General features: G+C 67.3%; 31 protein-coding genes. 30 read left to right on the top strand and 1 reads right to left on the bottom strand.

The window, feature by feature from the left end; genetic code table 11:
- Window positions 1–59: 59 nt before the first annotated feature.
- The 30 genes from rplB (at window position 60) to truA (ending at window position 17,755) form a co-directional block, all read left to right on the top strand.
- Window positions 60–896 carry a 50S ribosomal protein L2 gene (gene rplB, locus ACFY3D_RS07730; protein ID WP_350943268.1) on the top strand — a complete coding sequence of 279 codons (837 nt, stop codon included), beginning with the start codon at window positions 60–62 and terminating at the stop codon, window positions 894–896.
- A gap of 11 nt (window positions 897–907) precedes the next feature.
- Window positions 908–1,186, top strand: coding sequence for a 30S ribosomal protein S19 (gene rpsS / locus ACFY3D_RS07725; protein ID WP_012887835.1), 279 nt, complete (start codon window positions 908–910; stop codon window positions 1,184–1,186).
- 96 nt (window positions 1,187–1,282) lie between these two features.
- Entirely contained in the window at window positions 1,283–1,636 is a 354-nt protein-coding gene (gene rplV, locus ACFY3D_RS07720; protein WP_030912916.1) for a 50S ribosomal protein L22, read from the top strand.
- Entirely contained in the window at window positions 1,636–2,511 is an 876-nt protein-coding gene (gene rpsC, locus ACFY3D_RS07715) for a 30S ribosomal protein S3 (RefSeq protein ID WP_350943269.1), read from the top strand. The genes rplV and rpsC overlap by 1 nt, the downstream gene beginning before the upstream one ends.
- Before the next feature lie 2 nt (window positions 2,512–2,513).
- Window positions 2,514–2,933: a 50S ribosomal protein L16 gene (gene rplP, locus ACFY3D_RS07710; RefSeq protein WP_350943270.1), complete on the top strand. Its 420-nt coding sequence runs from the start codon at window positions 2,514–2,516 to the stop codon at window positions 2,931–2,933.
- Window positions 2,933–3,169, top strand: a complete 237-nt coding sequence (gene rpmC / locus ACFY3D_RS07705; protein ID WP_030912909.1) for a 50S ribosomal protein L29 — start codon at window positions 2,933–2,935, stop codon at window positions 3,167–3,169. Before rplP ends, rpmC begins: the two co-directional genes overlap by 1 nt.
- Entirely contained in the window at window positions 3,162–3,443 is a 282-nt protein-coding gene (gene rpsQ, locus ACFY3D_RS07700) for a 30S ribosomal protein S17 (RefSeq protein WP_326635528.1), read from the top strand. The genes rpmC and rpsQ overlap by 8 nt, the downstream gene beginning before the upstream one ends.
- 184 nt (window positions 3,444–3,627) lie before the next feature.
- The gene (gene rplN, locus ACFY3D_RS07695; protein WP_012887841.1) at window positions 3,628–3,996 is read left to right on the top strand and encodes a 50S ribosomal protein L14; all 369 of its coding nucleotides are present in this window, start codon (window positions 3,628–3,630) and stop codon (window positions 3,994–3,996) included.
- Window positions 3,996–4,316 (top strand): 50S ribosomal protein L24, encoded by a 321-nt coding sequence (rplX, locus tag ACFY3D_RS07690; RefSeq protein ID WP_350943274.1) that lies wholly within the window; start codon window positions 3,996–3,998, stop codon window positions 4,314–4,316. The genes rplN and rplX overlap by 1 nt, the downstream gene beginning before the upstream one ends.
- Window positions 4,316–4,894 (top strand): 50S ribosomal protein L5, encoded by a 579-nt coding sequence (rplE, locus tag ACFY3D_RS07685; RefSeq protein WP_350943275.1) that lies wholly within the window; start codon window positions 4,316–4,318, stop codon window positions 4,892–4,894. Before rplX ends, rplE begins: the two co-directional genes overlap by 1 nt.
- 2 nt (window positions 4,895–4,896) lie before the next feature.
- A complete protein-coding gene (locus tag ACFY3D_RS07680) occupies window positions 4,897–5,082 on the top strand; it encodes a type Z 30S ribosomal protein S14 (RefSeq protein WP_068896544.1) in 186 nt (61 codons plus the stop codon).
- A 146-nt stretch (window positions 5,083–5,228) separates the two neighbouring features.
- Window positions 5,229–5,627 carry a 30S ribosomal protein S8 gene (gene rpsH, locus ACFY3D_RS07675; protein ID WP_350943276.1) on the top strand — a complete coding sequence of 133 codons (399 nt, stop codon included), beginning with the start codon at window positions 5,229–5,231 and terminating at the stop codon, window positions 5,625–5,627.
- Between the two features lie 17 nt (window positions 5,628–5,644).
- Window positions 5,645–6,187 carry a 50S ribosomal protein L6 gene (gene rplF / locus ACFY3D_RS07670; RefSeq protein WP_362503034.1) on the top strand — a complete coding sequence of 181 codons (543 nt, stop codon included), beginning with the start codon at window positions 5,645–5,647 and terminating at the stop codon, window positions 6,185–6,187.
- 2 nt (window positions 6,188–6,189) lie between these two features.
- A complete protein-coding gene (rplR, locus tag ACFY3D_RS07665; RefSeq protein WP_344913778.1) occupies window positions 6,190–6,573 on the top strand; it encodes a 50S ribosomal protein L18 in 384 nt (127 codons plus the stop codon).
- A gap of 73 nt (window positions 6,574–6,646) precedes the next feature.
- Window positions 6,647–7,279, top strand: coding sequence for a 30S ribosomal protein S5 (gene rpsE / locus ACFY3D_RS07660; protein ID WP_329089955.1), 633 nt, complete (start codon window positions 6,647–6,649; stop codon window positions 7,277–7,279).
- Window positions 7,280–7,282: 3 nt separating this feature from the next.
- Entirely contained in the window at window positions 7,283–7,465 is a 183-nt protein-coding gene (rpmD, locus tag ACFY3D_RS07655) for a 50S ribosomal protein L30 (protein WP_012887849.1), read from the top strand.
- 2 nt (window positions 7,466–7,467) lie between these two features.
- Entirely contained in the window at window positions 7,468–7,923 is a 456-nt protein-coding gene (gene rplO / locus ACFY3D_RS07650) for a 50S ribosomal protein L15 (protein ID WP_350943278.1), read from the top strand.
- Between the two features lie 179 nt (window positions 7,924–8,102).
- Window positions 8,103–9,422 carry a preprotein translocase subunit SecY gene (gene secY, locus ACFY3D_RS07645; RefSeq protein ID WP_350943279.1) on the top strand — a complete coding sequence of 440 codons (1,320 nt, stop codon included), beginning with the start codon at window positions 8,103–8,105 and terminating at the stop codon, window positions 9,420–9,422.
- On the top strand, window positions 9,422–10,072 hold the full coding sequence (locus tag ACFY3D_RS07640; protein ID WP_389976195.1) for an adenylate kinase: 651 nt from the start codon (window positions 9,422–9,424) through the stop codon (window positions 10,070–10,072). Before secY ends, ACFY3D_RS07640 begins: the two co-directional genes overlap by 1 nt.
- Window positions 10,073–10,214: 142 nt before the next feature.
- Window positions 10,215–11,033, top strand: coding sequence for a type I methionyl aminopeptidase (map, locus tag ACFY3D_RS07635; RefSeq protein ID WP_350943281.1), 819 nt, complete (start codon window positions 10,215–10,217; stop codon window positions 11,031–11,033).
- 32 nt (window positions 11,034–11,065) lie between these two features.
- Window positions 11,066–11,512, top strand: a complete 447-nt coding sequence (locus ACFY3D_RS07630; RefSeq protein WP_389976192.1) for a DUF1707 domain-containing protein — start codon at window positions 11,066–11,068, stop codon at window positions 11,510–11,512.
- A gap of 111 nt (window positions 11,513–11,623) precedes the next feature.
- Window positions 11,624–12,103, top strand: coding sequence for a hypothetical protein (locus ACFY3D_RS07625; protein ID WP_350943283.1), 480 nt, complete (start codon window positions 11,624–11,626; stop codon window positions 12,101–12,103).
- Between the two features lie 597 nt (window positions 12,104–12,700).
- On the top strand, window positions 12,701–12,922 hold the full coding sequence (gene infA, locus ACFY3D_RS07620) for a translation initiation factor IF-1 (RefSeq protein ID WP_012887858.1): 222 nt from the start codon (window positions 12,701–12,703) through the stop codon (window positions 12,920–12,922).
- Window positions 12,923–12,947: 25 nt separating this feature from the next.
- A complete protein-coding gene (gene rpmJ, locus ACFY3D_RS07615) occupies window positions 12,948–13,061 on the top strand; it encodes a 50S ribosomal protein L36 (RefSeq protein ID WP_003956441.1) in 114 nt (37 codons plus the stop codon).
- A gap of 210 nt (window positions 13,062–13,271) precedes the next feature.
- Window positions 13,272–13,652, top strand: coding sequence for a 30S ribosomal protein S13 (rpsM, locus tag ACFY3D_RS07610; protein WP_306859572.1), 381 nt, complete (start codon window positions 13,272–13,274; stop codon window positions 13,650–13,652).
- 45 nt (window positions 13,653–13,697) lie between these two features.
- Complete coding sequence (gene rpsK, locus ACFY3D_RS07605) at window positions 13,698–14,102, top strand: 30S ribosomal protein S11 (protein ID WP_012887860.1); 405 nt, start codon at window positions 13,698–13,700, stop codon at window positions 14,100–14,102.
- Between the two features lie 20 nt (window positions 14,103–14,122).
- Window positions 14,123–14,749, top strand: a complete 627-nt coding sequence (rpsD, locus tag ACFY3D_RS07600; protein ID WP_350943285.1) for a 30S ribosomal protein S4 — start codon at window positions 14,123–14,125, stop codon at window positions 14,747–14,749.
- Between the two features lie 101 nt (window positions 14,750–14,850).
- Complete coding sequence (locus ACFY3D_RS07595; RefSeq protein WP_089210160.1) at window positions 14,851–15,867, top strand: DNA-directed RNA polymerase subunit alpha; 1,017 nt, start codon at window positions 14,851–14,853, stop codon at window positions 15,865–15,867.
- Window positions 15,868–16,019: 152 nt separating this feature from the next.
- Window positions 16,020–16,559 carry a 50S ribosomal protein L17 gene (gene rplQ / locus ACFY3D_RS07590; protein WP_362762924.1) on the top strand — a complete coding sequence of 180 codons (540 nt, stop codon included), beginning with the start codon at window positions 16,020–16,022 and terminating at the stop codon, window positions 16,557–16,559.
- A gap of 275 nt (window positions 16,560–16,834) precedes the next feature.
- A complete protein-coding gene (truA, locus tag ACFY3D_RS07585; RefSeq protein WP_389976189.1) occupies window positions 16,835–17,755 on the top strand; it encodes a tRNA pseudouridine(38-40) synthase TruA in 921 nt (306 codons plus the stop codon).
- On the opposite strand, the gene ACFY3D_RS07580 is transcribed toward truA, so the two are convergent.
- Window positions 17,745–20,285 (bottom strand): hypothetical protein, encoded by a 2,541-nt coding sequence (locus ACFY3D_RS07580; RefSeq protein ID WP_389976186.1) that lies wholly within the window; start codon window positions 20,283–20,285, stop codon window positions 17,745–17,747. The two genes, truA and ACFY3D_RS07580, sit on opposite strands and share 11 nt — an antisense overlap.
- Between the last annotated feature and the right edge of the window lie 94 nt (window positions 20,286–20,379).

Below are 20,379 nucleotides of genomic sequence, written 5' to 3'. Positions count from 1 at the left end.
CCTCGCCGTCCGGTGAGGGGCATTCGACCGGATTAACCGACGAAGGATGAACGAAAAAGATGGGCATCCGTAAACTCAAGCCGACGACCCCGGGTCGCCGCGGCGCCAGCGTCTCGGACTTCGCCGAGATCACGCGCAGCACGCCCGAGAAGTCGCTGCTTGCACCCCTGCACAGCAAGGGTGGCCGTAACGTCCACGGCCGAGTCACCACCCGTCACCAGGGTGGTGGCCACAAGCGCGCCTACCGGATCATCGATTTCCGGCGTCACGACAAGGACGGGATCCCGGCCAAGGTCGCTCACATCGAGTACGACCCGAACCGCACGTCTCGCATCGCGCTGCTGCACTACGCCGACGGGGAGAAGCGCTACATCCTCTGCCCGACCGGCCTCAAGCAGGGCGACCACATCGAGAACGGCCCCACGGCCGACATCAAGCCGGGCAACTGCCTCCCGCTGCGCAACATCCCGACCGGTACCTTCATCCACGCGGTGGAGCTCCGTCCGGGCGGTGGCGCCAAGCTGGGCCGGTCCGCCGGCGCGCAGATCCAGCTCCTCGCCAAGGAGGGCCAGTACGCCACGCTGCGTATGCCCTCCGGTGAGATGCGCCAGGTCGATGTCCGCTGCCGGGCCTCGATCGGCCAGGTCGGCAACGCCGAGCAGGCCAACATCAACTGGGGTAAGGCCGGACGCATGCGGTGGAAGGGCAAGCGCCCCACCGTCCGCGGTGTCGCGATGAACCCGGTCGACCACCCGCACGGTGGTGGTGAGGGTAAGACCTCCGGCGGTCGTCACCCCGTCAACCCCAAGGGCAAGCCCGAGGGACGTACCCGTGCGGCGAACAAGGCCAGCGACCGGCTGATCATCCGCCGTCGTACCAAGCGGAAGAAGCGGTAGGAGCAGCCAAAATGCCACGTAGCCTTAAGAAGGGTCCCTTCGTGGACGACCACCTTCAGAAGAAGGTGGATGTCCAGAACGAGAAGGGCACCAAGAACGTCATCAAGACGTGGTCGCGGCGCTCCATGATCGTGCCCGACATGCTTGGTCACACGATCGCCGTTCACGACGGCCGCAAGCACGTCCCGGTGTTCGTCACCGAGTCGATGATCGGCCACAAGCTGGGTGAGTTCGCTCCCACGCGAACCTTCCGCAGCCACGTCAAGGAAGACCGCCGCAGCCGGCGATAAGCGCCTCAGGAAGAGGACGTCGAGACGAGAACGATCGGAAGCGATCGTCACGGGTGAGACGGACTCGACCAAAACGAAGGGTAAGAGGAGTAAGCGATGGAAGCCAGGGCTCAGGCGCGGTTCGCGCGCCACACGCCCATGAAGGCCCGCCGTGTGGTGGACCTCATTCGCGGGCTGCCCGCTTCGGAGGCGCAGGCCGTGCTGCAGTTCGCTCCCCAGTCGGCGAGCGAGACCGTGTACAAGGTGCTTTCGAGCGCCATTGCCAACGCGGAGCACAATTTCAAGCTCGACCGTGACACGCTCTTCGTGAGCCGTGCCTGGGTCGACGAGGGCCCGACGCTGAAGCGGTTTCGTCCCCGTGCTCAGGGTCGTGCCTATCGGATCAACAAGCGGACCAGCCACATCACCGTGATCGTGGAGTCCCGCGAGCCGAAGGGGAGGACCCGCTAGTGGGTCAGAAGGTTAACCCGCACGGGTTCCGCCTCGGCATCACGACCGACTTCAAGAGCCGGTGGTATGCCGACAAGCTCTACAAGTCGTACGTTGCCGAGGATGTGGCGATCCGCCGCATGCTCAAGAAGGGCATGGAGCGGGCCGGCATCTCCAAGGTGGAGATCGAGCGGACCACCGACCGGGTACAGGTCGACATTCACACCGCCCGTCCGGGCATCGTCATCGGCCGCCGCGGCGCCGAGGCGGACCGGATCCGCGGTGACCTCGAGAAGCTGACCAAGAAGCAGGTCCAGCTGAACATCCTCGAGGTCAAGAACCCTGAGATCGACGCTCAGCTCGTCGCCCAGGGTGTGGCCGAGCAGCTGTCCAGCCGTGTCTCGTTCCGCCGTGCCATGCGCAAGGCGATGCAGTCGGCGATGAAGAGCGGTGCCAAGGGCATCCGGGTGCAGTGCTCCGGCCGTCTCGGCGGCGCCGAGATGTCCCGTTCGGAGTTCTACCGCGAGGGCCGTGTGCCCCTGCACACCCTCCGCGCGGACATCGACTACGGCCTGTACGAGGCCCGCACCACCTTCGGTCGCATCGGCGTGAAGGTGTGGATCTACAAGGGTGAGGCTCCGACCAGCCGCGCCGAGCGCGAGGCGGCCGCCGCCGGTGCTCGCGCGGGCCAGCGCCGTGACCGCGACGACCGTCGTGGCCCCGGTGCCGGTGGCGGCGACCGTCCCCGTCGTGGCGCCGGTGGCGCCCGTCGTGGTGCCGGCGCCGGCCGCGGTGACCGCGCTTCGGGTGGCTCCGCCGCCCCCAGGACCGAGGCGGCCTCGCAGGCCGCCCCCGAGACCGGCCCGGCTGCGCAGCCGGGTGCTGAAGGGAGCTGACCATGCTGATCCCGCGCAGGGTCAAGCACCGCAAGCAGCACCGGCCCGACCGTCACGGCGCCGCCAAGGGTGGCACCAGGGTCGTGTTCGGCGAGTTCGGCATTCAGGCGATTGAGCACTCCTACGTGACCAACCGTCAGATCGAGTCGGCTCGTATCGCGATGACCCGTCACATCAAGCGTGGCGGAAAGGTCTGGATCAACATCTATCCGGACCGCCCCCTCACCAAGAAGCCCGCCGAGACCCGCATGGGTTCCGGTAAGGGTTCGCCGGAGTGGTGGGTCGCGAACGTCAAGCCCGGTCGCATCATGTTCGAGCTTTCGGGTGTCGCCGAGCCGGTGGCTCGCGAAGCCCTGCGTCGTGCGATGCACAAGCTGCCGATGAAGTGCCGGTTCGTCAAGCGTGAAGTGGGTGAGGCGTGATGGCTAAGGGCCTGACCGCCGGTGAGCTGCGGGTGGAAGACCAGGACACCCTGGTCACGAAGCTGAAGGAGGCCAAGGAGGAGCTGTTCAACCTCCGCTTCCAGGCAGCGACCGGCCAGTTGGAGAGCCACGGGCGGCTGCGCGCCGTCCGCCGCGAGATCGCCCGTATCTACACCGTGATGCGCGAGCGGGAGCTCGGAATCGTCACGGTAGAGAAGGAGTCGATCGATGGCTGAGGCCACGGAAACCACGACCGAGACGCGGAACTACCGCAAGACCCGTGAGGGTCTGGTCGTCAGTGACAAGATGGACAAGACTGTCGTGGTCGCTGTCGAGGACCGCGTCAAGCACCCCCTGTACGGCAAGGTCATCCGCAGGACGACCAAGTACAAGGCGCACGACGAGGCCAACACCTGCGGTGTCGGCGACCGCGTCCTCCTGATGGAGACCCGGCCGCTGTCCGCCAGCAAGCGCTGGCGCGTCATCGAGATCCTCGAGAAGGCCAAGTAGGTAACGCGCCTCGTGGGGGGTGACACCGTCACCCCCCATGATGGCGTCCAAGGGGGCGAAGCGATCTTCGCCCCGCCTGCGACGGCGGTCCGCGAGGGCTGTCGCCGGAGGAAAAAGACCAGCAGGTTCCGCAAGGCTCACCCGAAACCACGGGTGAGAACCGGCGAGACAAACAGGAGTTCAAGTGATCCAGCAGGAGTCGCGGCTCAAGGTCGCCGACAACACCGGTGCGAAGGAAGTCCTTTGCATCCGTGTTCTCGGTGGCTCGGGCCGACGTTACGCGGGAATCGGTGACATCATCGTCGCCACGGTCAAGGACGCCATCCCGGGCGGCACCGTGAAGAAGGGCGATGTGGTCAAGGCCGTCATCGTCCGCACTGTCAAGGAGCGCCGCCGGCCCGACGGCTCCTACATCCGCTTCGACGAGAACGCCGCCGTCATCATCAAGGACAGTGGCGACCCCCGGGGCACCCGCATCTTCGGTCCCGTCGGACGTGAGCTGCGTGACAAGAAGTTCATGCGGATCATCTCGCTCGCGCCGGAGGTGTTGTAATGCCGAAGCTTCATGTGAAGAAGGGTGACCTCGTCCTGGTCATCGCCGGCAAGGACAAGGGTGCCAAGGGTCGTGTGATCGCCGCCCACCCGCGTGACGAGCGCGTGGTGGTCGAGGGCGTCAACATGGTCAAGAAGCACAGCAAGGAGACCAACCAGGGTCCGCGCGGTGCCAAGGCCGGTGGCGTGCAGACCATGGAGGCTCCCATCCACGTGAGCAACGTCAAGAAGCTCAAGGATGAGAAGCCTTCCAAGGACGACAAGCCCGCCAAGAAGGAGTCGGCCAAGGCCGCTTCCGAGGAGACGGGTGAGGACAACTGATGACCGCGAACACCACTGAGACCGAACAGCGGGCCCTCCCGCGCCTCAAGCAGCGCTACCGCGAAGAGATCATCGCGAAGCTGAACGAGCAGTTCGAGTTCGAGAACATCATGCTGGTGCCCACCATCACCAAGATCAAGGTGAACATGGGTGTCGGCGAGGCCGCGCGCGACTCGAAGCTCATCGAAGGCGCCGTCCGCGACCTCACCGTGATCACCGGTCAGAAGCCGGCGGTCGTCCGCGCCCGCAAGTCCATCGCCCAGTTCAAGCTGCGCGAGGGCATGCCGATCGGTGCGCACGTCACGCTGCGCGGTGACCGGATGTGGGAGTTCCTCGACCGGCTGCTCTCGCTGGCGCTGCCCCGTATCCGTGACTTCCGCGGTCTGTCGCCCAAGCAGTTCGACGGCAACGGCAACTACACCTTCGGTCTCACCGAGCAGGTCATGTTCCACGAGATCGACCAGGACAAGGTCGACCGCCAGCGTGGTATGGACATCACCGTCGTGACCACCGCTAAGACCGACGACCAGGGCCGGGCACTGCTGAAGCAGCTCGGCTTCCCCTTCAAGGAGGCCTGATCATGGCGAAGACGTCGCTCAAGGTCAAGGCTGCTCGCAAGGCCAAGTTCGAGGTCCGGGCGTACACTCGGTGCTCGCGCTGTGGTCGTCCCCGCGCCGTCTTCAGGAAGTTCGGCCTGTGCCGCATCTGCTTCCGCGAGATGGCGCACCGGGGCGAGCTGCCCGGCATCACCAAGTCGAGCTGGTAGCCCTCCGCGCGGCCCCGTGAGCGATCACGGGCCCGCGCGAGGCACCGGCCGCACATAGAAGTCGTATTCACCGGGCGCCGCCTACAGGCGCCCACGACCGCACCGAAGGTCCCCTGTGGAAACCGCGGTGAGGAAGGCCACCGGCCATGACGATGACCGACCCGATCGCAGACATGCTGACGCGTCTGCGAAACGCGAACTCGGCGTACCACGACAGCGTGGCGATGCCGTACTCGAAGATCAAGGCGCACATCGCCGAGATCCTCCAGCAGGAGGGTTACATCCAGTCCTGGAGCGTCGAAGACGCCAAGGTCGGAAAGAACCTCGTGGTGGAGCTGAAGTTCGGGCCGACCCGTGAGCGTTCCCTCTCGGGTCTGCGCCGGGTCTCCAAGCCCGGCCTGCGGGTCTATGCAAAGAAGGACAACCTGCCCCGAGTCCTGGGCGGACTGGGCGTCGCGATCATCTCGACGTCCGGCGGCCTCATGACGGACAAGCAGGCCGGCAAGCGTGGAGTGGGCGGGGAAGTCCTCGCCTTCGTTTGGTAGAGGGGAGAACGAACAGCATGTCAAGAATCGGACGGCTGCCCATCCCCGTACCGAACGGAGTGGACGTCGCCATCGACGGCCGGGACGTCACGGTCAAGGGCCCCAAGGGCACGCTTTCACACACGGTCGCGGAACCCATCGCGATCGCCAAGGGTGACGACGGCAATCTGTCCGTCACCCGTCCCAACGACGAGAACAGGGTCCGTGCGCTGCACGGTCTGTCTCGCACCCTGGTCGCCAACATGGTGACCGGTGTCACCCAGGGTTACTCGAAGACCCTGGAGATCGTGGGCGTCGGTTACCGAGTGCAGGCCAAGAGCCCGACTCAGCTTGAGTTCGCTCTCGGCTTCAGCCACCCGGTGATCGTCGACGCCCCCGAGGGTGTCACCTTCCGCGTCGAGAAGCCGACGCTGTTCCACGTGGACGGCATCGACAAGCAGAAGGTCGGCGAGATCGCCGCGAACATCCGCAAGTTGCGCAAGCCCGACCCGTACAAGGGCAAGGGCGTGCGCTACCAGGGTGAAGTTATCCGCCGCAAGGTCGGAAAGGCTGGTAAGTAGGCATGGCTGGCAAGACTGCGTTCGGCAAGCACACGGCCGCCCGCGCCGTCTCGCGGGCCCGCCGCCACGGCCGAGTCCGCAAGAAGGTGGCCGGTACGGCCACACGTCCGCGCCTGGTCGTCAACCGGTCCACGAAGCACCTCTTCGTGCAGATCGTCGACGACACCCAGGGCCACACGCTGGTGAGCGCGTCCACCATGGACGCCTCCCTGCGCTCGGCGGAGGGCGCCAAGACCGACAAGGCCAAGCAGGTCGGCGAGCTTCTCGCTCAGCGGGCCAAGGCAGCCGGGATCACCGCGGTCGTGTTCGACCGGGGTGGCAACCGCTACGCGGGCCGCATCGCGGCGCTGGCAGACAGCGCTCGCGAAGGCGGACTGGAGTTCTGATGACTCCGTCCCAGGATCGCAATCCAGGATCGCACCCGATGGCCCGTCTTACGAATGAGAAGAGGAACCACTAATGGCCGGAGCTCCGCGTCGCGGTGGCGCCGCCGGTGGCGAGCGGCGTGACGGTCGTCGTGACGATCGCCGCGGTGGAAACGCTGACAAGGGCGTCTCGTACATCGAGCGCGTTGTGAAGATCAACCGAGTGGCCAAGGTCGTGAAGGGTGGTCGTCGCTTCAGCTTCACCGCCCTCGTCATCGTCGGTGACGGCAACGGCATGGTCGGTGTCGGCTACGGCAAGGCCAAGGAGGTGCCCGCGGCGATCGCCAAGGGTGTCGAAGAGGCCAAGAAGCACTTCTTCAAGGTGCCCCGTATCCAGGGCACCATCCCGCACATCGTGCAGGGTGAGGAGGCGGCGGGCGTCGTCTTCCTCCGCCCGGCCTCGCCCGGTACCGGCGTCATCGCCGGTGGTCCGGTGCGCGCCGTGCTGGAGTGCGCCGGCATTCACGACGTGCTGTCCAAGTCGCTCGGCTCGGACAACCCGATCAACATCGTGCACGCCACCGTGGCGGCCCTGAAGGGCCTCAGCCGCCCCGAGGAGATCGCGGCCCGCCGCGGCCTCCCGATCGAGGACGTCGCCCCCAAGAGGATGCTCAAGGCTCGCGCCGAGGGCCTCGCGGAGGCCGCGGCCGCGAAGGCGGTGAGCTAGTCCATGGCACGCCTGAAGATTACCCAGGTCCGTTCCAAGATCGGTGGCAAGCAGAACCAGCGTGACTCGCTGCGCTCGCTCGGTCTGAAGCGAATCGGCGATGTCGTCGTCAAGGAGGACCGCCCGGAGATCCGCGGCATGGTCACCGTGGTGACGCACCTCGTCACCGTGGAAGAGGTCGACTAGACATGGCAGAGAACACTCCGCTCCGCATCCACCACCTGCGTCCGGCTCCCGGCGCCAACAAGTCGAAGGTCCGCAAGGGCCGCGGCGAGGCGTCCAAGGGCAAGACCGCGGGTCGTGGCACCAAGGGCACGAGGGCCAGGAACACGGTCCCCCTCGGTTTCGAGGGTGGCCAGGTTCCGCTGCAGCGGCGCCTGCCCAAGTTCAAGGGCTTCTCCAACGCCCTGTTCAAGACGACCTACCAGGTCGTCAACCTTGACAAGCTCGGCGAGCTGTTCCCCGAGGGTGGCGACGTCACCGTCGACACGCTCGTCGCGAAGGGCGCGGTTCGCAAGAACCAACTCGTCAAGGTTCTGGGAACCGGTGACATCTCCGTGGCGTTGAACGTGGAGGCGCATGCCTTCTCGGCCAGCGCCAAGGATAAGATCGCCGCGGCCGGGGGCTCCGTCTCCGAGCTGTAGGCGTTATCATCACGCGGCGCGGGGGCTCGTAATGGGCTCCCGCGCCCGTAGTGCGTTAGAGTTCGCTGGACAGTGGGCCTCGACTCATTTCCTTGGGCTCATTGACTGGATATGGCAAAGATGGAACACCCCCGCACCATCGCTGACCGACCTCGCCTTTCAGGCGCGCAGGAGGGACCGTGCTGACCGCATTTACCCGAGCGTTCCGTACGCCGGACCTGCGTAAGAAGCTGCTCTTCACTTTGGGCATCATCGCGCTGTTCCGACTTGGGTCGGTCCTGCCGACTCCGGGTGTGCATACCGAGAACATCAGCCGTTGTCTCACCCAGGCGCAAGCGGGGGACGCGGGCAACATCTACGGAATGGTGCAGCTGTTCAGCGGCGGCGCCCTTCTGAAACTTTCAGTCTTCGCCCTCGGCATCATGCCGTACATCACCGCGAGCATCATTCTTCAGTTGCTCGTCGTGGTCATTCCGCGACTGGAAGCCCTCAAGAAGGAGGGACAGTCCGGGCAGACCAAGATCACGCAGTACACCCGTTACCTCACGGTCGGCCTGGCGGTCCTGCAGTCGACCGCCTTCGTGGCGCTCGCCCGCAGCGGCCAGCTCTTCCCGCAGTGCCGCGAGGAGATCCTTCTCGACAAGGACAACGTCTTCGCCATCGTCACGATGGTGCTGACCATGACCGCCGGCACCGCCGTCGTCATGTGGCTGGGCGAGCTCATCACCGATCGCGGTATCGGCAACGGCATGTCCATCCTGATCTTCACGCAGGTCATCGCGGTCTTCCCGTCCGAGCTGCTGAACATCGCCCGCCAGAAGGGTGGCTTCGTCTTCGGCGTGGTCATCGTGGTCGGTATCGCGATGATCGCCCTGGTCGTGATGGTGGAGCAGGCACAGCGCCGGATCCCGGTGCAGTACGCCAAGCGCATGGTCGGCCGCAGAATGTACGGCGGGACGTCGACCTACATCCCGCTCAAGGTCAACCAGGCCGGCATCATCCCGGTCATCTTCGCCTCCTCGCTGCTCTACCTCCCGCAGCTGATCACCACGCTCTTCTCGAACACCCAGGAAGAGCCGCACCCGATCATCCAGTGGATCTCGCAGGAGTTCGGCGGTGGCGGGACCACCCCGACGTACATGATCACCTTCTTCCTGCTTATCGTCTTCTTCACGTACTTCTACGTGTCGATTACCTTCAACCCCGTTGAAGTCGCCGACAACATGAAGAAGTACGGTGGGTTCATCCCGGGTATCCGCCCGGGTCGCCCGACGGCCGAGTACTTGAACTACGTGCTCACGCGACTCACCGCTCCAGGCGCGCTGTATCTGGGCCTGATCTCCATGGTGCCGATCGTCGCGCTGGCGCTCGTCGGTGCGAGTCAGAACTTCCCGTTCGGAGGAACGAGCATTCTGATCATGGTTGGTGTCGGCCTCGACACCGTGAAGCAGATCGAGAGCCAGTTGCAGCAGCGTAATTATGAAGGCTTCCTGAAGTAGTGCGCCTCGTCCTGGTCGGGCCCCCCGGAGCGGGTAAGGGGACACAGGCCCAGTTCGTCGCATCGAACCTGTCGATCCCGAAGATTTCGACAGGTGACATCTTCCGCGCCAATGTCTCGGGCGGCACGGAGCTCGGCAAGCTTGCCAAGGAATACATGGACCGCGGTGACCTCGTGCCCGACGAGGTCACCATCGCGATGGTCCGCGACCGCCTCGCCGAGAACGACGCGCAGGACGGCTTCCTGCTCGACGGCTTCCCCAGGAACGTGCCCCAGGCCGAGATCCTGAAGAAGATGCTCGCCGAGTTCCAGGTCGGTCTGGACATCGTCCTGGAGCTCGTGGTCGACGACGAGGAGGTCGTCCGCAGGCTCGCGGGCCGCCGGACCTGCAGCCAGTGCGGCCGCATCTGGCACGTCGACTTCGATGACAAGAAGGACGACATCTGCGACGCCTGTGAGGGCCGGCTGTACCAGCGGGACGACGACAAGGAGGAGACCGTCAGGCACCGCCTGGAGGTCTACCAGGAGCAGACGGCGCCCCTGGTCTCCTTCTACGCCGACGAGGGCATCCTGGTCGGGGTCGACGCCACGGGGCCGGTGGAAGAGATCACCCAGCGCGCGATGGAGGCCCTGAGGCCCTTCATCGGCTAGCGACCCCTTCGCTGGCCGGCCGAACGACGACACGGTGCACACCACCCATGGGTTTCCCATGGGTGGTGTGCTGTCATTTAGGGCAGAATCGGGGGAATTGGGGTCCCGGACCGCCCGTTGAACCACCCCAGGGGGTGCGCAGGTGTTCAAGAAGAACAAGCACGGAATCCAGCTGAAGACGCCCGAGCAGGTGGACAAGATGCGGGCGGCAGGCCTCGTGGTCGGCCGTACCCTGCAGCTGCTCAGGGAGAGCGTCCGACCGGGTATGACACCCCTGGACCTCGACGCGATCGCGGAGAAGGCGATCAGGGACGAGGGGGCGATCCCCTCCTTCAAGGGCTACCAGGGATTTCCCGCGACGATCTGCGCCTCGGTCAACCACGAGGTCGTCCACGGCATCCCGAGTGACCGCCGTCCGCTGCGGGAGGGCGACATCATCTCGATCGACTGCGGAGCCATCCTGGACGGCTGGCACGGCGACTCGGCCGTCACGGTCCCGGTCGGCGAGGTCGATCCCAAGCTGACCGAGCTGATGAGGGTCACCGAGGAGGCCATGTGGCGCGGGATCGCCGCGCTCACCGTGGGCCGTCACCTGTCCGACATCGGGCACGAGGTGGAGAAGTACATCCGCTCCCAGGGGCGCTACGGCATCCCGCAGGAGTACGGCGGTCACGGCATCGGCACCGAGATGCACATGGACCCGTGGGTGGCCAACCACGGCAAGCCGGGCCGGGGCCCGAAGTTCGAGCCCGGCATGTGCTTCGCCGTCGAGCCGATGGTGAACCTCGGGACGGACAGGACCAAGGTGCTCGCCGACGACTGGACCGTGGTCACGATCGACGGGAAGGTCTCCGCGCACTTCGAACACAGCGTCGCCGTGACACATAATGGTCCTTGGGTATTGACCGCCCTTGACGGGGGGAAAGAGCGGCTTGCCGACCTGTTGGGAAACGCGGGCTAGTTTCGGCCCGTCGGCGAGCGGATGGGGTTGAGATGGCGGCTGGTCCGGAGATGCGAGCCTCCGACGGAGACCGTGACAAGGTCGCCTCGGTCCTGAGGGAGCACTACGCGCAGGGCCGGCTGACCACGGAGGAGTTCGACGAGCGCCTTGAGCAGCTCTACACGAGCAAGACGTACGGTGAGCTCGCCGTCCTCACCTCCGACCTTCCGGACGTCGACCTGCGCCGGCTCCCCGAGGTCCCCTCACGCGCCCCTGAGCGCTCCAAGGCGGTCGAGGGGAAGAACAAGCAGGGCAAGGGCATGGCGGAGGCCTGGGCCGTCTGGGCGACGGCGAGCGGCATCAACTGGGTGATCTGGCTCATCATCGGGGTGACCGGAGACTTCCCCTACCCGTGGCCCCTGTGGGTGATGGGCCCGTGGGGCGTGGTGTTGCTGGTGGCCACGATCGCCGGCGGCCAGGGGCGGGACAGGAAGCGGTAATAGTGCACTCTGGGCGTTGAGTGTGCATTCCTCCACAGATGATGGCGTTGAATCTTCCTAACGTGAGCGGTGTCCGAACGACAGGACCCCGGTTCGCAGGAGGAAGATCCAATGAGCAAGATCCGTACAGCCCTGGTCGGAGCGGCGCTGGCAGGTTCGCTGGCCGCGGGTGTGGTCGCCGCCCCGTCGGCGACGGCCGCCACGCAGGCCTCCGCGGGGTCCGCCGTCGCGGCCCAGGAGACCCAGGCGTCGAGCAAGCACTTCTTCGGTCCGTACTACTCGGGCTTCGGCGGTGGCGAGAGCTTCGGCAGGCGCTCGTACTTCAAGGGCTACTGGACCAGCAGCGGCGGCCGCTACTGGTTCTACGGCGACCTGTTCGACCGTGACCGTGATCGTGAGCGCAGCTACGTGTGGTTCAAGTGGCACGACAGGTTCGGCTCGCACACCAAGGTGTTCAGCACCTTCGGCCGCTCCGGCTTCACCAAGTTCGGCGGGTTCAAGAAGAGCAGCGGCTTCGACGACTTCAAGATCAGGGTCTGCGAGGGCCGCGACAAGTTCGACGACTGCGGCCGCTGGGGTGACGCCTTCTGAGGCGTCTTCCGGCGCCTTCCGCGGAGGTGGCCCTCGGGGGCCTTCCGCGGGGGCGGTCCTCGGGGGCGCCCGGTGAGGGCGGGGGGCCTTTCAGCGGGACGTGATCGAGGAGCGTCGACCGAGAAGCCTTGATCAAGGAGAACCGGTCGAGGAACGTTGATCGACAGGGTCGGCCGAACGGGCCCCCGGCGCGGCGTCGCCGGGGGCCTTCCCGTGTCGCCCGCACGGTCCGGCCGACGGGATACCGGCCGGGCTTACCCGGCTCGGTCGCCGGGACGTCGGGCCGCTCGGCTCGGTCCGGTCGCCGGGATGCTGGCCTGACCTGGTCGGACGTGCCACAATGAGGGCGCGAGTGTTTCGCGTGCCGAGTCGTGTCGTCCAGCCCGCTCAGGATCTGCGGTATCCTTCGTAGCAGTTGTGTCAAGGCACCGGCCGTGTGTTTCGCATTTCCTCGCCCGGTGCCGTACACTCCTTTTTCGGTTCACTATGACCATTGCGCATCGGCGGTGTCGCAACCGCCGCTCTCATCGAAGCGCTGGGTCGCGGCTGCTTAGTGTTCCGAAGCCTCAGACGACCGATCAGTGAAACGCGAGGGACATGGCCAAGAAAGACGGCGCCATCGAGATCGAGGGCACTGTGGTTGAGTCGCTCCCGAACGCGATGTTCCGGGTGCAGCTCGATAACGGCCATAAGGTCCTGGCCCACATCAGCGGGCGGATGCGGATGCACTACATCCGAATCCTTCCTGACGACAGGGTTGTCGTCGAACTGAGCCCCTACGACCTCAGTCGTGGGCGGATCGTCTACCGATACAAGTAAGCGCGTCTGAGGGACGAATAGGACTATGAAGGTCAAGCCGAGCGTCAAGAAGATCTGTGACAAGTGCAAGGTGATTCGCCGGCACGGTCGCGTCATGGTGATCTGCGACAACCTGCGCCACAAGCAGCGTCAGGGCTAGTCGCTCCAGACAAGGCCCCATGAGAGTCCGCTCCAAGAGGCGGACTCGATTCATGTGGGGCTTTCACGTAATCGCGTCTCACACCTGCGCAGGCGGCTCACGCCGTACCCCGCAGGAGACCCCCGGTCGGAGGCCGGGGCCCTCACCCCGGGCATGGGGAGGGGAAGTGAGGCGCAGGACCTCCGCCATAACGAAGGAGAATGCCCGACCATGGCTCGCCTGGTTGGTGTAGACCTCCCCCGCGACAAGCGGCTGGAGATCGCTCTCACCTACATTTTCGGAATCGGCCGCACTCGTGCGCTCGAAACCCTCAAGGCCACCGGCGTCAACGGCGACCTGCGGGTTCACCAGCTGACCGACGAAGAGCTGGTGCCGCTGCGCGACTACATCGAGGCCAACTTCAAGATCGAGGGTGACCTCCGTCGCGAAGTTCAGGCCGACATCCGTCGCAAGATCGAGATTCAGTGCTACCAGGGCATTCGGCACCGCCGTGGCCTTCCCGTGCACGGTCAGCGTACGCAGACCAACGCGCGCACCCGTAAGGGCAAGAAGAAGACCGTGGCCGGCAAGAAGAAGCCCGGTAAGAAGTAGTCCGCGTAGCCGCAGGACCGAAGACCTCAGGAGTGAAGGCAAAGAATGCCTCCTAAGAGCCGCCAGGGTGCACCCAAGAAGGTGCGCCGCAAGGAAAAGAAGAACGTCGCTCACGGGCACGCCCACATCAAGAGCACGTTCAACAACACGATCGTTTCGATCACCGACCCGAGTGGGAACGTGATCTCCTGGGCCAGCGCCGGCCACGTCGGGTTCAAGGGCTCCCGTAAGTCCACCCCGTTCGCGGCGCAGATGGCCGCGGAGAACGCCGCCCGCCGCGCCATGGAGCACGGCATGCGCAAGGTCGACGTCTTCGTCAAGGGCCCCGGCTCCGGCCGTGAGACCGCGATCCGCTCGCTTCAGGCGACCGGACTCGAGGTCGGGTCCATCCAGGACGTCACCCCCGTGCCGCACAACGGCTGCCGCCCGCCCAAGCGCCGCCGCGTCTGACGCCCAGGAGAAGATAGAAAATGGCTCGTTACACGGGTGCGGACTGCAAGCTCTGCCGCAGGGAGAAGACCAAGCTCTTCCTCAAGGGCAAGAAGTGTGAGTCCGCGAAGTGCCCCATCGAGATCCGTCCTTACCCGCCGGGTGAGCACGGCCGCGGCCGTCCCAAGGAGTCTGAGTACCAGCTCCAGCTTCGTGAGAAGCAGAAGACCCGCCGCATTTACGGCGTCCTCGAGAAGCAGTTCCACAACTACTACGAGGAAGCCAACCGCAAGACCGGCAAGACCGGCGAGAACCTCCTCCAGATCCTGGAGAGCCGTCTCGACAACGTGGTCTACCGCGCCGGTTTCGCGGAGTCGCGCGACGCCGCCCGCCAGCAGGTCCGTCACGGACACATCCTGGTGAACGGCAAGAAGGTCGACATCCCGTCGTACCGGGTGCGCGAGCACGACATCGTCGAGGTCCGCGAGAAGTCGCGCAACCTCCTGCCCTACGAGGTGGCCCGCGCCACCGCCGGTGACAAGACGTACCCGGCGTGGCTCGGCGTCATCCCGGACGCGCTGCGCGTCCTGGTTCACCAGCTCCCGGTCCGTCAGCAGATCGACACCCAGGTCCAGGAGCAGTTGATCGTCGAGCTCTACTCCAAGTAGCGGCTCCTGTCGGTGCCGTACGGCGATTCGCCGTACGGCACCTACGCTGTTGTTCGAGCGGCGTCAAATAGCGGGCGTCGCCATGCAAGGGAGATTTGCACATGCTGATCGCTCAGCGTCCCTCCCTCCTTGAGGAATCCCTTGAGGAGACCCGGTCCAAGTTCATCATCGAGCCGCTGGAGCCGGGTTTCGGCTACACCATCGGCAACTCGCTGCGTCGCACGTTGCTGTCGTCCATCCCGGGCGCGGCCGTGACGAGCATCCGCATCGAGGGCGTGCTGCACGAGTTCACCACCGTGCCGGGCGTCAAGGAGGATGTCACCGACATCATCCTGAACCTCAAGGACCTGGTCGTCTCCTCCGAGCACGACGAGCCCGTGGTGATGTACCTGCGCAAGCAGGGCCCCGGTGACGTCACCGCCGCCGACATCGCGCCGCCGGCCGGTGTCGAGGTGCACAACCCCGAGCTGCGCATCGCCACCCTGAACGGCAAGGCGAAGCTGGAGATGGAGCTGACCGTCGAGCGCGGTCGCGGCTACGTCTCCGCCGCGCAGAACAAGCAGCCGGGCCAGGAGATCGGTCGCATCCCGATCGACTCCATCTACTCCCCGGTGCTCAAGGTCACCTACAAGGTCGAGGCGACCCGAGTCGAGCAGCGCACCGACTTCGACCGTCTGATCCTGGACGTCGAGACCAAGCCGTGCATGAAGCCCCGCGACGCGGTGGCCTCCGCCGGTAAGACCCTCGTCGAGCTGTTCGGTCTCGCCCGCGAGCTGAACGTCGAGGCCGAGGGCATCGACATCGGCCCGTCGCCGACGGACGCGGCCCTCGCCGCCGACCTCGCGCTGCCGATCGAGGAGCTGAACCTCACGGTCCGCTCCTACAACTGCCTCAAGCGCGAGGGCATCCACACCGTGGGTGAGCTCGTGGCCCGCAGCGAGCAGGACCTTCTCGATATAAGGAATTTCGGCGCCAAGTCCATCGAAGAGGTCAAGCAGAAGCTGCACGAGATGACGCTGGCGCTCAAGGACTCCCCGCCCGGGTTCGACCCGAGCGCGGTGGCCGGCGGCGGCTACGACGACGACGACAGCGCCTACGTCGAGACCGAGCAGTACTGAGTCCAGGGGCGCCTCACGGCGCTCCGCGACACCGGGTGGCCTCCCGTCACCTCGGGTGTCACCGCGTTTCACGATGACGAGGGCCTCGCGGCCCTCGGCCCGACCCCGGTACCTCGTACGGCCGGGGCGGGTTTACTCCCAAGGAGAACGTTATGCCTAGGCCCACCAAGGGTGCCCGTCTCGGCGGCAGCCCGGCCCACGAGCGGCTCATCCTGGCGAACCTCGCCACCCAGCTGTTCCAGCACGGCCGGATCAAGACCACCGAGGCCAAGGCGAAGCGTCTGCGTCCGGTGGCGGAGAAGCTGATCACCAAGGCGAAGAAGGGCGACATGCACAACCGTCGCCAGGTGCTGACGATCGTCAGGGACAAGGGTGTCGTCCACCACCTCTTCACCGAGATCGCCCCGACCTTCGCCGAGCGTCCCGGTGGCTACACCCGGATCACCAAGATCGGCCTCCGCAAGGGCGACGCCGCCCCCATGGCCGTGATCGAGCTGGTGTCCGAGCCGCTGAACAAGGTCACGACCAGCCGGACCCCGGCCGCCGCCAAGGCCGCCGAGCCCAAGGCGGAAGAGGCCAAGGAGGCCGAGGTCGAGGAGACCAAGGCCGAGACCACCGAGGAGACGAAGGCCTCCGAGGAGACGACCGAGGCTCCCGCCGAGGAGACCGAGGCCAAGAAGGACAACGCCTGATCTCTCAGGCCCCGTGAAAGGGCCCGGCACTCCCTCCACAGGGAGCGCCGGGCCCTTTTCCGTCCGTCGCGGGCGCCGCCACCGCGAAGGATCGCGGCGCCGGTGAGCGCCGGGCCTTTTCCATCCGTCGCGGCGGTGGCGGGGGCGGAACGCTCGGTGTTCACGGCTCCGCCGCCCGTTTCGGCTACGGGTCCCGCGACCTGATCGTCCGATGCCGGACAACCACCGGCCCGCGGCGAGCCGAAGAGCACGTCAACACTTCCCGAGTCCGCCGGATGGCGGCTCGCCAAGTCTCATGGGGAACCATCGTGGTACGGCTGAGACTGGATCTCGCCTACGAGGGCACCGACTTCTCCGGCTGGGCCAAGCAGCCCGGACGGCGTACGGTCCAGGGGGAGATCGAGGGGGCACTCGGCAGGATCCTGCGGCTTCCCGAGCCTCCGTCGCTGACCGTGGCCGGGCGGACCGACGCCGGCGTGCACGCCCGAGGCCAGGTGGCCCATGTCGACCTGGATCCCGGCGCGCTCGGCGCGCTGGACGGCCGTGGGCGCCGAAGGGGGGCCGCGGGCGAGGACCCCGAGCCGGGATCCGAGGGGGAGCTCGGCGAGAGGCTCTCTGCCATGCGCAGGAGACTCGCCGGAGTCCTGCCCCCCGATGTCCGTGTCCATCACGTCACGGTGGCTCCTGAGGGCTTCGACGCGCGGTTCTCGGCGCTGTCGAGGCGCTACGCCTACCGGTTGTCCGACGCCCCCGGAGGTGTCGACCCGCTCCGCCGCCGCGAGGTCGTCTGGTACAACAGGCCCCTCGACGTGGACAGGTTGAACGCGGCCGCCGCCGCTCTCCTCGGTGAGCACGACTTCGCCGCGTTCTGCCGGAGACGCGAGGGCGCGACCACGATCCGGGAGCTCAAGCGGCTCGACTGGGTTCGTGAGGACGACCTCGTCGTGGCGACGGTGATGGCCGACGCGTTCTGCCACTCCATGGTCCGGGCGCTCGTCGGATCGCTGCTGCCCGTCGGTGAGGGCCGGCTCCCGGTCGACTGGCCGGGAGAGGTGCTGTCGCGGGCCGTACGGGACTCGGGGGTGCACGTCGCGCCCGCGCACGGGCTCTGCCTGGAGGAGGTGCGCTACCCCGCGCCGGGCGAGCTCGCCCGGCGGGCCGCGGAGACCCGCCGGGTGCGGACGATCAGTTCGTGACGCGGCGCTCCACGACCTTCGCGGTCTGGTCGCGGAAGGCGCCGCTCACCTTGCCCAGGGACTTCTCCTTGGCGGTCGGCGTGTGGCCGTCGCTGAAGGTGGCGTAGCTGAACACGATGTAGCGGCCCCACACCATCCCGGCCGCGTAGCCGCCCGCGATGTGCACCCGCTCGCCTCCCGTACCGGCGGCGGAGGGAAGGCCGCGGAACCAGAGGTTGCTGTCCAGATCCTTGGCCTTGTCGGCCGCCACCGCGGACTCGCGGGTGGGGAGCACGGCGATCCCCGTGGTCACGGCGTACTTCCGCTTGCTGTCCACGTACGTCGCCCGTAGCACGCGGCGGCAGTCCTGGCTGCGCAGGGTCCCGCCGAACCTGCCGGACGCGGCCTTCTGACACTGCTCGGTGACGTCGGTCTTGACCCGCTTGAACGTCGTCCCGGCCACGGACACCTTCTGGCCGAAGGCGTCGGCCACGGTCATCGTGCCGGGGTCGGTCTTCTCGGAGTTGAGCATCGTGGTGTTGATCGGCTCCGGCTCGCCGGTGATGTCCAGGTCGTCGGTGGGGTCGAGGGTCCCCGACCTGGGAATCGGATCCGTCGCGTTCGCCGACTGCTTGGCGCTGAACGACTGGTAGGCGAAGAAGGCCCCGGTGCCGATGCCGACCACCACGACCGCGACGACGGCGGCGAGCAGGGTCGTACTCGCCCTGCTGCGGGTCGGCTCGGGGGGAGAGGGCGGTGGTTCGGGGGTGAACTCCGAGAGAGGGGTGAACGCCCCGCGCATCGTCGCCGGTCCGCTCTCGGGGAGCGCCGCGGTCTCGTCCACCGGTGAGGAGGTCACCGGCGGGGGCGGGAGAACGGGGAACGAGGGGGCGATGCCGGTCACGACGGGGATGCCGCCCGGTGGGGTGTGGTCCGACAGGGGGAAGGGCTGCGCGGCCTCGGACGGTGTCCGGTCGCGGGTGTCCTGTCCGAAGGGAGGCACGGGCACCTGTGAGATCGGTTCCGGTTCCTGGCGTGTGAAGGGCTGGGTCATGGACGCGGTGGTGGGCGCGGCCATGGGGGGCGGAGCCCCCGGGGCGGGGCCGGACGGGGCGGAACCTGATGGGGCGGGACCGGACGGAGTGAGACCGGACGGGGCGGAACCGGACGGGGCGGGAGGGCTCTCGTCTCGTGGACCGGTGGCCGGTGAGGGCACGGAGACCTGATGGGTGGCCTGTCCGGGAGAGGGCTGCGCGAGGGCCTGCTGGGCAGGCTCCTGGCGGGGCGGACTCTGCTGAGGGTTCTGCCGAGTCGGGGGGAGAGGACCGGAGGCGAGAAGGTCTCCCTCCTCGGGGTGTCCGGGCGCGCCGGCCACGGCGGCGCGGACGTCGGCCGTGGTGTCGTCGCTCTCGTCCGGCTCCTTCGAGGGAGTGGCGTCCGGCGGCCAGACGGCGATGTCGCCGGGCTCTCCCGGGCGAGCGGTGCTCTCCTCGGGGTCGGTCCACACCGGCTCGCCGGTCGCGGCGGGCCAGGGGGTCTCTTGACCTGAGGAGGGCCAGACCTGCATGCCCGCGGCCGCCGCCGTGAAGGCGGGCGGCGGCTGCCAGGGGGGTGCCCCCGGCACGATGGGCGCGGTGGACAGCGGCTGGTCGACCCGTGGCGAGGAAACCCCGTGCTCGTGGCGCTCGCCCTCGTGCGTCCCGCCGGGCCGCGGTGAGACGTTCGGGTTCTCCGGGGTGGGCCAGGCGGGAGGTGAGGGTTCCGGCGGGGTGGGGGAGTTGATCCACGCCGGAGGGGCCGGTTCCGGCCGGGAGAACTCGGACCAGGTGGGGCCCGAGGAGCCGGGGGAGGACTCCGGCCGCGGACCCGAGGAACCCGCGGGGAACTCGGGCCGCGGACCCGAGGGATCGCGGGAGAACTCGGGTCGCGGACCCGAGTCCTGGGAGAACTCGGGCCGGGGGGCCTGCGAGGGGCCGGAGGGAGATCCCGGCGGTCCGGAGGGATCGCGGGGAAGGGATTCCGATGCCTGTGGGTGCAACCCGGGCGGCGGGCCCGAGGGGTCGCGGGGGAACTCCGGCCGGGGGGCCTGCGAGGGACCCCGGAGGAACCCGGGCGGCGGGCCGGAGGGGAAGCCGGGCGGGCCGGGGAGATCCGGTCGGGGGTCCCGCGAGGGGCCGGGCGGGAACTCGGGCCTGGTGGGACCCGCGGAGTCGGAGGAGAACTCGGGCCGCGTGGGGCCGGAGGGTTCCGGGTATGAGAGCGGTCCCGGCTGGGGCGCGGGGTGCGCGGGGCCGGGCCAGGGGGCGGGCGGATCGTCCTCCGGCTGGGCGTACCAGTCGTAGGGGGCGCCGTCGCCGGGGACCGTCCACGGCTGAGCCGCGCCCGGGGCCGTCTCCGGCCACCCGGAAGGGCCGGGGGGTTGCTCGTCGTCTGTGAGATCGGTCCGCAGCACGTGGGGCGAGGGCTGGCCGAAACTCGGCGGCGGCGTCGCCGGTGTCGCCGAACCCTCGGCTTCACGTTGGTGCTCGGACCCGGATTCCTGCCCACGCATACGACGCAGCCTAGCGACAGCCGGAGATCGTCATGCGAGTATGGCCGTATCGTCTGTCGGATTCATGCCTCGAAGTGGGGATATGACCCCATGG

This window comes from Streptosporangium sp. NPDC000509 (genome assembly GCF_042898365.1).
Taxonomy (GTDB): Bacteria; Actinomycetota; Actinomycetes; order Streptosporangiales; family Streptosporangiaceae; genus Streptosporangium.
The sequence above is the reverse complement of the archived record's forward strand: the minus strand, read 5'-3'. Positions and strand labels throughout refer to the sequence as shown.